Here is a 13,032-nt window from a genome sequence, read left to right on the forward strand (position 1 = left end):
TTGCGTGGGGCTGCTTAGCAGGTGACCGCGCATATGATGCGTTGGCTCGACTACAAGGGATTGAGCAAGACTCCGGGCCAGCAATACAGAATCCATGACACCAGCATTCATGGGAGGAAGCCAACCTCAACACCGGACGTATTGTCACCGGAACGAACGAGACTTAGACCCGGCTTTGCTGATCCCCGTGAATCCAGCCTCGAACAGACATGGTTCACCGAACATCATGAGGCCGCATTCCCATACAGTTGTGAGTTTAACCCTTATGTTGGGGTTGAGATCATGCAATGCATTTTTGGCAAACAAATCCTTCGAAAACAAAAATCTCCTCAACTGCGTTCAACCAAGAAAAGGAATGAATACTCTTTTTTTCCAGCTTGATAATCAATATCTTCTCCAAAAGAAAAAGTGAGAATAAGTAAACCGAGATGTCTCCCTCATCTTTTAAAACAGACGTTAAAAGGTTGGGCTAAAGTCACCATAATTTCAACATGCTTTGAGGGCCAGCTTAGAACAGCTTTCTCCTTCGTGGAAAGTCCCCCTAGGGCAAAATTGCCATATTCCTTTTACTTTACACCGCCTTTGAAATTATTAAAAAAAGAGAATACAGTAAACCCGTTCCGGTAAAGCTCGCTCTGATAGAAGGGATTCGGTCTTTGCTTCATTAAGGATTGAAAGGTCTTAACCTTTCTGGAACAGGTCGTCCATCATGAAACGCATTCTCCTTGTTGATGATCATGAGATGGCCCGGAAAGCCATGAAGCATTTTCTTGAGCACCATGGATATGCCTGCGAGGAAGCCGGACACGGAGCCGTTGCCCTGGCTAAGTTGGAGCAAGAGCCGAGCATAGATCTCATCGTTTCCGATAACCAGATGCCGGTCATGACCGGCATGGCCTTACTCCTCCAGGTGAAAGCCAACCCTCATTTCCGCTCCATCCCTTTCATTCTGTATTCGGGAAACATCACCGACGAGATGTACCAACAGGCGAATGACGCGGGAGCTCTGGCCGTACTCAACAAACCGTACAACTTTTCAGATTTTGTCGGGATGGTTAATAAAGCTCTCAAAACGCCGTAAATCGTCGAGAGGGCGCTCCCGGGGTTCTTCATCTCCAAAATATTGTGATAGTTCAGCTTGTCCGTGAGGTCACAGGTTGCACGGAGAAGCATAGACCAGCCTGGGACCGGACTCTTTTGAAGTATAGGGATGAACCATGCTCCGAGACATGGTCAATCACCCGCAATCATGCTGCACAAGGAAAATCACGCCAGAGGAAAGGTCAGGGCGCCACCACTTGAAAAAGATTGCTGTAGTCGTCTGTCCAGAGGATTTCTTCGAGTGATCGCCAGGGTGCAATCCGGAAGTTGACGAAGGGGTCTTTTAAAAACGCCTGGTTGTTCGTGACCAGAATCCAATCACTATAGCTATTCCCTTTTTTAGGGTCAGCCACGTCCTTGATCCAGAGCGCCTGTTTGCCAAACTCTCGAGCCAGGGCCCGGACCACGGGGCTGAAGTCAAAGTGACGATTCGAGACATGGAGGGCGAGGATCCCGTCGGGTTGTAAATGCTCCCAGTAGAGAGCAAAGGCCTCCCTCGTCAGCAGGTGCACCGGAATGCCGTCCCCACTGAAGGCATCCACCGCTAAAATATCGAACTGCTGTCGATGCCCGTTATCCAATTCCCGCTCGAGGGAAATTCGTCCATCTCCAAGGACCACCTGCAGGGATCCCTTAGCATCTTTGAGAAACGTGAAGTACTCCCTGGCCATTCGATCCACCTCAGGATTGATTTCATAAAATCGATACGTATCGCCGGCCCGGGCATACACGGCGGTGGTGCCAACCCCCAATCCGATGTTCCCAACCCGCAAGCCCCCTTGCCGTTTCCTGTCCTCGAGCGTGTTGAACCTCAGTTGTTGAGGATGACGGCTGATAGCCAAGCTGATTCCACTGAACGGCCCATAATAGGCGGTCGGGTATGAGTGCCGGGGGGGATTCAGAAATTGCCGGCCATGGTTGATGCGACCGTGATAGAGGAAACGGCTGGCGGACTTTGTCTCTTTGTCCGTCTCCTTTATTCGCAGGACACCATAAAAACTACGCGATGTCAGAATAGTACTCGCTTGCTGGTCGTGAATATGCAGTGCCAGAAAACCTGCAAGAGTGGCAATTGCCCCAACAAACACAACCCTTTCTGACCAGAACATGAGTGGCGGTCTGCGTGGATTTCTTGTCCGAAACAGGCATATTCCCAGGAGCATCATTGTGGCCACCAGCCCAAAATGAAATTCCCAGTATCCTTGAAAAAGAACGGGTGCGACCAGGTTGACAAACACTCCACCCAACGCTCCCCCCAACGCGACCATGAGATAGAAAGATGTGAGAAACCTGGCGGGAGGCTTCAAGCGAACCAGTTCGCCATGGCACACCATGCAGCAGGCAAATAGGACCCCCGAATAGATGAAAATCTGGAGGTAGATATTGATCTCCGTCTCCGCATATTCCTGATGCAGCAGGTAAACAACCGCGGAGAGCAATACCAGCAATCCGGGTACCCAGATCCGTCGGTCGTACCATCTCGGGTGATCGAAACACAGAATGAAGGAGATAAGGTAGAGACCCAGCGGAAGGACCCAAAGAAAAGGGATGACCGCAATATCCCGGCAAATCTGATTCGTGCCTGCGAGGAGAACCACTGATCCGCAAGCTGCGAGGGCAAGTGTCAGAAGACTCTCAGGCTGCCCCGGCTTCTTGTCTGGTCCATACTCAGGATTTTCTGAGAATCCGCTCTTCGTGACTAATCGAAACAGCGGCCTGGCACCCCACGCACACATGACCGCATATAGGGCGTACCCGCCCGACCAGAAGAGGGTCTGCGTACGCAACCCCAGTTGCGGCTCGATAAAAAAAGGATAGGAGACCAATCCCAAGAGTGAGCCAAGATTCGATAGGGCGAAAAGCCGATACGGTGACACAGTGGGATGGACTCGATTAAACCAATGTTGCAGGAGAGGGCCAGAAGCCGAGATGAGGAGAAACGGCACCCCAATGGTCACCATGAGAAGGATAAGAATCGCCAGCATCGGATTTTGTGTGCCATCCGGCTTCCATCCGTCCCCTGGGGTGATAGGAAGAAAAACCAGAGAACACACCACCAAACCCAGATGAACCAGCGCCTGATACCGAGGGGAGAGGTGGCTTGCGAGAAGATGGGCATAGGCATACCCGACCAAAAGACAGACCTGAAAGAAGAGCATGCACGTCGTCCAGACCGCCGGGGTGCCTCCAAACCAGGGAAGAATATACCGGGCGATGATGGGCTCTACTTGAAACAGCAGAAAGGCACTGAGAAAGATCGCAAGGGCATACGGGAGGACAGACACCTGGGGCATTTTTGGTGGAAGGGAGGTCATGACCTTTAGGTTGACAGACGGTGGCGATGGGGCATTGTTCATACATGCAACCAATTTTGCTTGGTCATTGCTGGATTAGTACTAGCCTTGATCTCACATTGCCAGGTATCAGCTCTTCATTCAATTTAATTCCATGCACTCAATCCAATATTTAGCGTTGAGCATCGAACCATTGTGCCCTGTAAGACCGGAACCAATATTCTATTTGGGTGCTCCGCCAAGCCCTATCCTATAAAACACAGGGCCTAAATGTCGGGCATCATACTATCCTTTTTCTAGACGATCCACGCTCCACAGCGCCAATGTGGCACATTTGGATTAGACCAAACATTCCAACTGCTGAATTTTGACAAAAAAAGGGAGAGATCGTATTGATCTCTCCCTTTTCTGAAACGTATTGGTGTTCTGGTTAGAACCGGCTGCGACGTTTATCGCCGCCAAAATCTCCACCGCCGCCACCATACCCTCCACCACCCGTGCGTGGAGCTTGGGGTTTAGCTTCGTTGACCGTCAATGTGCGGCCACCAAACTCGGTAGAGTTCAGGGCTGAAATCGCCGCTTGCGCTTCCTCTCCCGAAGACATTTCGACAAATCCGAACCCGCGCGATTGGCCGGTGAATTTATCGCTAATAACATTGGCTGACTCGACGGTGCCATGTGCCGAAAACAAGTCGGTTAATTCTGCTTGAGTCGCGGAATACGGCAAACCACCTACATACAATTTTGAACCCATGGGGGTCCTCCTTTTGAAAAATGATATTGTCTTAGGCTCGAGAAAGGGTAAAACCTGGAGAAGGAGTAGGCCGCGGACGCTGCATTCATGCGACAGTGGACAGACACTTTTCGAGTAATCTCTCGGGCAAAACAACACCGGTTACGGGCTTTGGTAATTTGATTGCTCATCGCCAAGCCCTAGGCGTTAAGTTCATTCAAACTAGCACAAGAGAAGGGAAGAAGATAGCCAATTTCAGTAGAAGGGAACGGAAAATTTTGACTGAAATATGGACGTGGCTCTGAGCAATTGAGGCGAGAAAGCCTTTTTCTTTAACATTTTCAGGGTTCTACGAAAAAGCCATCCCTTCTTGGTACAAAAAGACAGTGTGGAAACACGCCGGAAATACAGTGTTCAAATCCGGATTTCCCATCGGCTTCCACCCTTATTTTTCGCGGAATTCCCAAACGGTCAGGCTGTTCCTGGCCAAATGAACGGATTTCCCCTCAGCTACCCTTGGCTTGGATAGCCGTTTTGTCGTCGTGAAGAGAGAGGCATATATTTCATTTTTTAACGAAACGAGAGGTATACATATACAACAGGAGTGACTGGCCCATTCAGGAAACCTGGGGGAAATTTACTCCTAGACACCTTGGAGTTCCTGCTCATAACAATTCCATATACGAAGGGCATAATACAGGGGAGCGTGATCATTGAAGCAATCAATGGGTATATCACTAAACTCGGCATTGGACCATTGATTCATCATCTCACGAAGAAGCTGAACCTGGCCTCCCACACCACGCTGTACTCTATCCAACATGGAGGGATTGTCGAAAAGTTTACCGGTTTCATCGTTGTATTTAAGGAGACCGACATGTTCATAACGACCCCACTTCATCAGGTTCAACGCATTGGGACCCCAGGGTGGTATTCGAGCAACCACATCATTATTGTTCACAAATCGATACCCACTGACATAGAAATCCCTCGCAAAACTCTCATCCCCGACCAGCGGAGACCCAAAGGTGTAGAGCCCTTGCACATCTCCATAGCGGTCGGCAGCTAATGTCGCCAGAGCCGCGCCAAGACTATGGCCGGTAAACCAAAAAGTTCGATTTGGCTCTTCCTCTTTCAATCCATTTAAATACGCATTGAGGGGTTCCCACACTTCGTCCAAGGCCTTTTTAAAGCCCTCATGCACAGACCCACCTTGACCAGATACGATCAACCGAAATTTTCCGTCCGTCCACAAATCCTTGACTACCTGACGCCAGATCTCACCAGGGAGCTGACCTCCTACCGGCTTCAGCACCTGCGTGCCGCGAAAGGCCACAATCACAACATCCTGAGTATGGGCCACATAGCATTGCGTACTTCCACCATTGCTAAAAGGCTGATGGCCTTCCACGATCAAGCCGGCCTTAGTGTATTGAGGAATTGCAAATTCATTTTCGGCATACGCCAGTAAGGCGGCTTCCGCCAACCACCAGGCATTCACCAATTGAAAGCTTTGGGACCTAAACCGGAATGGATGGTGGCTGGCCTCGGCGAAATATTTATGGTTCAAATTTGGAGGTAACACTACCTCTAGTTTTGGACTAGGAATAATCTTTGGCATGGGCTGAGCTTGTTATGGATTGAACTTATATTCCAATGTAACTGGAATCAGGTCCATTGCCACAAAGTAATTCCAAACAGTGACGTTTACAATTTGCCTGCAAAAGGCGTTGATGAAGAGGAAGTCGAACCCTACAGTGCATCCTTTACCAAGGAGAAGGAACGCTCTTTGAATTTGGACCACAGAAATCGCGATTGCTGGATTCTAATGGGAAATAGAAAATTTTGAATCACTTCTTTTCCCTGCTGCTTGTGGCGGGAATCTTTTATTTGAACTGTGCCAATATTATCAATTAAAAGCTAGCAGCCTGCTGAAATTCAAAAACATGAAAAAGGTCTATATTGACTCACACTTTAGGAACTTTAGGCACCCACGGCAGGACTTCCAAATAGATCCATCCAACAAAACCGCAGGCGTTTTGGGGGGCGGAGGGTACAAAGGAATACGTGAGCACGACACAGGGCCGACCGGCTTTGGCGTAGCCGCTCCGGCGAAGACAGGGAGCGCAGCCGGCTAACTTTCAACACCCTGCTAGAAATGAAACGGGTAGGAATCCCGGATCAAAGATTCCAGCACAACGCGGATATATCATTCATCAAGAGGACAAGGAATGGGGTCGGTCACGAAGGGTTGAGTGGCTAATCGGAATGGCGATCAGCCCTTCGGTACATCTTTTCCGGAATAGGCTGAATCCTGAAATACGACTCTCCTCCCCAAAGGCAAATCAAACGTGCCCGTGGCTGAGATCTGTCCCCCTTCGCTGTTTTCCGTCACAAATTGAAAAGTTCCGGTAATATTACTATTACCGGAACCAGCACTGTTAGGAGCGAAATCCTCTAGAGTAATGGTCCCTTCGGTATTGGATTGGTATGAAATGGATCTTCCTTCTTCTACCATTTCAACCTGCACCTCAAAATTTTCACCCACCCTCAAAGGATCGGGTGCCACCAAATTATGATCGCCAGGTTGTGCCTCACCAGGGACTCGAAAAATAATGAGAAACTCTCTTTTGTCATTCCTAGCTGAATTGAGATTCGCAACCAGAAAGTAACCGGGACGCACTCCAGTCACGGGGTCCCCTTCCTTGGGGGGCAGGTAGGTCACCACACCTGCCCCCGACACTTCACCACTCACAGATCCGGATAGGCTTGCGGTAAATCCCGACTGATCCACCTTAGGCTCTTGGGAAGCAGGGTCAGTGGATGAGTCCGAACATCCAATGCTGACAAGCAACATAATCAAGGCCGCTGTTTGTCCAAGAATCTGATACATTGCTGGTACTTGCTCCCTCCGTTCCCTTTTGCCTCTCCCACTCTGAGAAACCGGGTTTTTGTCGTTTGAGACGTTATTCTTTATTAAAAAAAATCGAGTAGAGCGGGTATTATGACATTTTTTACTGCGTGCGATTCAGTACCGTCATGAATTCTTCCTTGAGGGCCGGGTCATTTTGAATTGATTGAAAAATTGTATTGTAGTCCTTGATGGTCAATCCATGATCCGTCACGGCCTGACTCATCTTCCGATTAGCCTCTTCTTGAAGAGCTTCACTTTTGGTTGGGTCACCTGCCTGGATGATACGCTCCTTGTACGTCGTATGGATCTCGGAAATTTCCTTGTAGGCTTCAGCAAAGGGTTCAAGGTTCGGACCAATCAGTTGGGATTCAACTTTCTGTGGTTGGGAATTAACATTTTGCGCCTGTACCACAGAAAAAAGTCCCAAGCCACATAGACTTGGAATCACTAGCAGCACACTCAATTTCTGTAAACTCGTTGCCATGGAATTCATACCAGCTCTCCTTTGTTAGTTTGAATAATTATTCCCCAGCAAGCTGAGATCAAATACGTCTTTTTATCTTTTCAAAACAGTTACGCCGCAAACTCAAGTAGGGGGTCTCCCAACAATCATTTCTTCTTTTAGAACAGTGGATTGAGTCAGAGAAACGTGAAACCCATTCATAACCTCATAACCTTCATAAACTTAATTTTCATCCCATTCTTTTGTACATAAGGCAAAAGCCAGGCCAAAATCAGCGGCCGAAGTGCGGAAGTACCCTTTTGAAAGGCATAACTTAAGGCAGGGGCGCAAAATCCTCCTCTAGGGCCTCTTTTGGGGTGATCCTGTGTTTTTCGCATGTAGCGTAGGGAAGAGCCTACGAATGCACATGAAATCCCTACAGTTTCAAGCGAAAGTAAATTAGGAAAACTTGAACAGTCCTTGAGATTGTCCGAATTAAGAATCCATATCTTATCCATTGACTTGGTCTTTTTGCTTTCGTACAGAGATCGCTTCGCGTGAATTCCATTGGTTGAGAAAGAATTTTCGTCCTATTCACAAAGGGAATACGAGAAAGGAGGGACCATGCTCGATCAATGACGCTAGGCAGAATTTCAGATGATATGAGATGGATTGAACCATATGCTCTATAACCATTTCTTAATAAAGGGCCCAGATGGTCTCGAAACATAGGTATTTCGTCTCAAATCTCTCGGCACCTATGCTCAGTTTATTTGATCAATAGAGCCATCGCAGAAAGTATGGGAAGGGCAGGCCATTTGATTACCCATTATTTCTTTACTCAAGAAAATCACGACTGCAAGCTTTGGGGAAATATCTGGCATGATGAGGGGGATAAGTGGAAGAAACAGGAAGCATGCCACACGTCGACTAGGCGATAATTTCATAACACGGCTTGAAATTCTGTTGATCAATTTTCATGCGGTGCTGATTAACGAAGGATTGCAGGAGTTCATCCATGAGCTTCATAATTGTTGAATCCCCGTGTATGGTGAATGGCCCATTTTTTTCAATGGCATTGAGCACTTGGGACTTCACATGACCGGCGACAATTCCTGAAAATGCCCGACGCAGATTGGCGGCCAACATATGGATGGGTTGGTCGACATGGAGATCCAATTGCGCCATCGACTCATGTGTGGGCTCAAATGGCTTCTGAAATTCATGGTCAATGGTTAGATGCCAGTTGAAATAGAAAGCGTCATGGGTCCGCTTTCGAAATTCCCGTACACGTTGTATGCCTGTTGTCATTTCATAGGCCCCACGTTGAGGATCGTCAATGATGATTTGATATCGTTGCGCGGCTTGAGGGCCGAGCGTTTGCTTGATAAAGGTATCAATCGTTCCAAAATAGCTGGCACTGCCTTTGGGGCCCGTAAAGATAAGCGGAAAGGGCACCTCATTATTATTTGGGTGCAACAGGACGCCGAGCAGGTAAAGAATCTCTTCCAGGGTCCCCGCCCCGCCGGGAAATACGATAAACCCATGTCCGACACGAACAAATGCTTCAAGGCGTTTTTCAATATCCGGCATGATAACCAGTTCATTCACAATGGGATTCGGAGCTTCAGCCGTAATGATGCCTGGTTCCGTGATGCCCAAATACCGCCCGTTTTTAATACGTTGTTTCGCGTGAGCAATCGTGGCCCCTTTCATCGGACCCTTCATCGCCCCTGGCCCACAGCCCGTGCAAATATCCATGGAACGCAAGCCGAGTTGATGCCCCACTTCTTTCGTGTACCGATATTCGACCTCGCTGATCGAATGGCCTCCCCAGCACACCACTAAATGCGGATCATCAACAGAATGAATGATCTCGGCGTTTCGTAAGATATGGAAAATGGCGTTGGTGATTCCATTGGATGTCGTTAAATCAAATTTTTTATTGTGGTGTATTTCGTTATGGACATAGATGATGTCACGTAGCACCGAAAAGAGATGTTCTTTAATACCTTGAATTATCTTCCCGTCCACAAACGCACTGGCCGGAGCGTTGATGAGTTCAAGTTTCACTCCGCGATCCCGTTGCTCCAAGGCAACGTCGAAATCTGCATACCGGGCGAAAAAGGCTTTCGTGTCGTCCGTATCATTGCCACTCGTCAGAACCGCTAAGGCACTGCTCCTGAAAATTTCATGAAGGCCGCCCTCACTGGTCTCCCTGAGCTTCTCAACTTCATGCTGCGACAGCATGTGCATTGAGGTATCCGGGGTGATGCTCACACTCACTCCCTGACCGGAAGATGTGCGTTTCGATGTTATGTACTCTCGATTGTTTTCCATTCTTACGCCCTAGCTCCTAATCAAATGAGAGCCCTTTTTGTGTGAACGTGGCCCAATGCCGGCCACGAGCAAGAGGTCAATTTATCACACCAACCTGTTCAGGCTCTATGGGCGGTGTCAGAACACAACCTATTGCGCAGGAACACATCCGGCAGAATATACCGTGCTACGATTATGTAAAGAATCTGGAAAATCCGTTGAGGGTAGGCAGGCGAAGGTCCCCATTCGATATGATCACGAGGGGGAGATTGAAATTCAACATCTCTTTACCAGTATTCTCTTCGGTTTTTGCGTTTCCTCCCTCAAAATCCCTAAATGACCGTCTGGGAGGCTATGATGCCAACTCTGTCGTCGTGGATGTCTTTTTAACAAAGGTTGGGACGACCCGGTCGTGGGTCGGTTTTTTGTGGGAATGGGAACTGACACCCGGGATAAATTGCGCCAAAAAAATAAAAACCTCTTGGGCTTCAATACAGGGGGTCCCTGCTAGAAGATTAATCGACCACTAGAGCTGACCCATGAGGGTTTGGGGGATCACCGACACAAAGTTCGACATTGTGGTTAACCATTTGGCTGCGACACTCAAGAAATCTAAAATTCCTGAACGGGAACATGATGAGGTGACGGCCAAAATCGGCAATCTGCGATCCTATATTGTTGAATGGAAAAAGTTAAAAATAGATCGGGTTATCAGAATCGTAGCATGTCTTTGAATCACACGCTTATGGCGGCCCACGTTCAGCTCCGGGATACACTTTCCCACAACATGAAGACCTTTTTTTGTAAGTCCGCTTAGGGCCTACGCAACCAGGCTAATCGTTGGCGATCATCCTCAAATTGTGGGAGCCGATAGGTTCGATCGATTTGCACGACACGCTCCAAACAGCGAAGCGCCGAGATATGATCATTTCGCTCGATATAGACGTCAGCCAGTAGACGCAAGGCTCCTGCCTCTCCCGTACCATGTCCCAGTTTGATGAAATGTTCAGTCGCATTATTGAGACAGGCCTCGGCCCGTGTAAGATTGCCCAGATGAAAAAATGTTTTTCCAAGTTGCCCATAGGTGGTAGCCAGGCCGTCTTCATTTCCGACTTTGCGGTGATAGTCTAAAGCCGTGTGAAAGGCTTGAATGGCAGGTTCGGACCGATGTAACTTTAATTCTTGCAGGGCCAGATTGCTGTATAAAATCCCCAAAGCCCGGTCATGGCCTAACGGGGCCAAATAATCTATAGCTTCCAAATAGAACGCGTGAGCCGTTTCCGGTTCACCCCTGTCGGCTTTGAGACTTCCTAAATTCACAAGGGTTTCCCCGATGGCCTGCCCTTCTTGCAAGGTTCGTTGAATTTCCAGGACTTCTCGATAACAGGCCTCGGCTTGTTCATACTGTCCTAACAAGGCGCTGACATTTCCCAGATTGCCCAAAGCATCTGACAAGGCCTTGGGTAATCCCAGCTGTCTTGCCTCTGCGGTAGCCTGTTCATAGCACTCACGCGCTTTTGACAGATCGCCACGATGAAGGAAAATTTCGCCGAGACGAGAAGCAGAGCTGGCCATGATAACAATAAAAATCCTGTAACAATTGTTCAGTTCTCAAACAAGAGCCGGTAAAACATATTTCCTGACCGACTCTCTAGCCTTGTACCTGCATGAAAACCTATGACACGTAAGCGCCTTAGCAAGATTACACCTTTTCTCTGAAAAGGATCAGAGAAACCTCAGCGGATCAAAGGGCTGTTGCGACTTTTAGTCTGAAAAGCGTCCCATCTACGTTGTTCTGTCCAGAGCCCACTCAGCCTAAAAACACAACAGCCGAGTCCAGACATCTGGACTCGGCTGTTGAAAGACACTCAAAATAAAAAGGCAGGGCCCAGCCTTTTCATTCATTCAAACCAACCGGCTTAGAGAGGGGAAAGCCGACAGGATAATGCCTTGAGAAGGGTACAGTTATTTTTTAACCCCCAAGATCGCATCTTTAGCCGCCTTGGCTACGCGGAACTTCACGACACGTTTGGCTGGGATTTTAATCGCAGCTCCAGTTTGGGGATTTCTGCCCATTCTGGCTTTTCGGTGTGCAAGGACCAACTTGCCAATTCCAGGTACCACAAACGCATTTTTGGCTTCCTTGTAAGCCAACGCGGCAAAATCATCAAGAATTTGCGTGGCAATCTTCTTGGTAACATCCGCTTTTTTAGCCAGGTGATCGGCAATCTGCGATTTTGTCATGGCCTTTCCCATACACATTTCCTCCTCATTTGAATTGTTTTAGTGAGAGACACCATTTGTTGATTCTAAAAGTCCAAGGAAGGGTTGCCTTGTCTGTCATTTTGGAAGAAGGGTTTAACGCGGGAACACCTCTCCCTTCTGTCACAACGGCGGCAGAGTCTACCGAATGCCTCAAAAACTGTCAACAAAAAACAAGCCCAGTGCGGCGAATATTCTTTTGTCATAAGTTTCCCAATGACTTTTCTGTCTTGCTGCCTCGGCTTTTGTCACGGTAAAGTAGCTAAAATACACATTTTACTTACTTTAGTCATTCGTGCAATTGGCACAACACACACGAGGCATCGATATGGCAAAAGAATTACCTGTTATCCCATTCCCCAAACAATCAGAATCCTCAGAACAAGAAGAACTGATATATTCCAGAGTGTTTTGCACGCGGGAGGATAGCCCCCCTTTGAAGCTGCTTCTGGACTTTCTCAAATCCAAAAATCAGGTTCCACTAATTCCCAAAATGGATCCGGCCGCCCTGGAAGATTGGGACTGGGTCCATGTATCCCTTGGGTATAGCCGGGAGAGAAAGCCCATCCGTTTATTTTGCTTGCGTGACCGGGGTACCTATCAGGACGTGTTTGAGGGAGAAAAAACCTCATTTTTCAACCGCATATCTGTGTTTGATGATGTCGAAGCCGAGATTGCCCGAGAATGTATTTCAAAAGCCCGCTTCATTGCCACCACGCAAATGGTGAAAAAAGATATGACTGATGAGGGGTATGATTTTAACGGATGGATCCTGGAATTTTTTCAAGAAAACTGCAATGGCATTGTGCAAATCGATGGGCAGGGATTTTATTCACCGAAGGGCGAACTCATTGTGGATTTGGAAGAAGTCGCTGAAACTGGGGATGATATAGCGCCTACACCCAAGACTGATACCCAATCATTGGCATAAGACACATTGTATTTCAATCCTGCTCTGAAGAAGAGG

General features: G+C 48.1%; 11 protein-coding genes. 3 read left to right on the forward strand and 8 right to left on the reverse strand.

What is annotated here, in order from left to right; translation table 11 throughout:
* The first annotated feature begins 709 nt into the window (after window positions 1-709).
* Window positions 710-1,081: a response regulator gene (locus PP769_RS03100; protein WP_312645016.1), complete on the forward strand. Its 372-nt coding sequence runs from the start codon at window positions 710-712 to the stop codon at window positions 1,079-1,081.
* A gap of 202 nt (window positions 1,082-1,283) precedes the next feature.
* Here PP769_RS03100 and PP769_RS03105 read toward each other — a convergent pair whose 3' ends face one another.
* The 6 genes from PP769_RS03105 to ppnN form a co-directional block, all read right to left on the reverse strand.
* A complete protein-coding gene (locus tag PP769_RS03105) occupies window positions 1,284-3,458 on the reverse strand; it encodes a fused MFS/spermidine synthase (protein WP_312645018.1) in 2,175 nt (724 codons plus the stop codon).
* 367 nt (window positions 3,459-3,825) lie between these two features.
* The gene (gene rbp / locus PP769_RS03110; RefSeq protein ID WP_312645020.1) at window positions 3,826-4,149 is read right to left on the reverse strand and encodes an RNA-binding regulator; all 324 of its coding nucleotides are present in this window, start codon (window positions 4,147-4,149) and stop codon (window positions 3,826-3,828) included.
* A 622-nt stretch (window positions 4,150-4,771) separates the two neighbouring features.
* Entirely contained in the window at window positions 4,772-5,749 is a 978-nt protein-coding gene (locus PP769_RS03115; RefSeq protein ID WP_312645023.1) for a lipase family protein, read from the reverse strand.
* A 654-nt stretch (window positions 5,750-6,403) separates the two neighbouring features.
* Window positions 6,404-7,021 carry a hypothetical protein gene (locus PP769_RS03120; protein WP_312645025.1) on the reverse strand — a complete coding sequence of 206 codons (618 nt, stop codon included), beginning with the start codon at window positions 7,019-7,021 and terminating at the stop codon, window positions 6,404-6,406.
* A gap of 121 nt (window positions 7,022-7,142) precedes the next feature.
* Window positions 7,143-7,535, reverse strand: a complete 393-nt coding sequence (locus PP769_RS03125) for a DUF4168 domain-containing protein (protein WP_312645027.1) — start codon at window positions 7,533-7,535, stop codon at window positions 7,143-7,145.
* Window positions 7,536-8,414: 879 nt separating this feature from the next.
* Window positions 8,415-9,824, reverse strand: a complete 1,410-nt coding sequence (gene ppnN, locus PP769_RS03130) for a nucleotide 5'-monophosphate nucleosidase PpnN (protein ID WP_312645029.1) — start codon at window positions 9,822-9,824, stop codon at window positions 8,415-8,417.
* Between the two features lie 518 nt (window positions 9,825-10,342).
* On the opposite strand from ppnN, the gene PP769_RS03135 reads away from it, so the two are divergent.
* Window positions 10,343-10,537: a globin family protein gene (locus tag PP769_RS03135; RefSeq protein ID WP_312645031.1), complete on the forward strand. Its 195-nt coding sequence runs from the start codon at window positions 10,343-10,345 to the stop codon at window positions 10,535-10,537.
* A 79-nt stretch (window positions 10,538-10,616) separates the two neighbouring features.
* On the opposite strand, the gene PP769_RS03140 is transcribed toward PP769_RS03135, so the two are convergent.
* Both PP769_RS03140 and PP769_RS03145 read right to left on the reverse strand, forming a co-directional pair.
* Window positions 10,617-11,378, reverse strand: coding sequence for a tetratricopeptide repeat protein (locus tag PP769_RS03140; protein WP_312645033.1), 762 nt, complete (start codon window positions 11,376-11,378; stop codon window positions 10,617-10,619).
* A gap of 390 nt (window positions 11,379-11,768) precedes the next feature.
* Window positions 11,769-12,059, reverse strand: a complete 291-nt coding sequence (locus PP769_RS03145) for an HU family DNA-binding protein (RefSeq protein WP_312645035.1) — start codon at window positions 12,057-12,059, stop codon at window positions 11,769-11,771.
* Window positions 12,060-12,393: 334 nt separating this feature from the next.
* Between PP769_RS03145 and PP769_RS03150 the strand changes: the two genes are divergently transcribed.
* Complete coding sequence (locus tag PP769_RS03150; RefSeq protein ID WP_312645037.1) at window positions 12,394-12,996, forward strand: hypothetical protein; 603 nt, start codon at window positions 12,394-12,396, stop codon at window positions 12,994-12,996.
* Window positions 12,997-13,032 lie beyond the last annotated feature (36 nt).

This window comes from Candidatus Nitrospira allomarina, from assembly GCF_032050975.1.
GTDB classification, from domain to species: Bacteria; Nitrospirota; Nitrospiria; order Nitrospirales; family UBA8639; genus Nitrospira_E; species Nitrospira_E allomarina.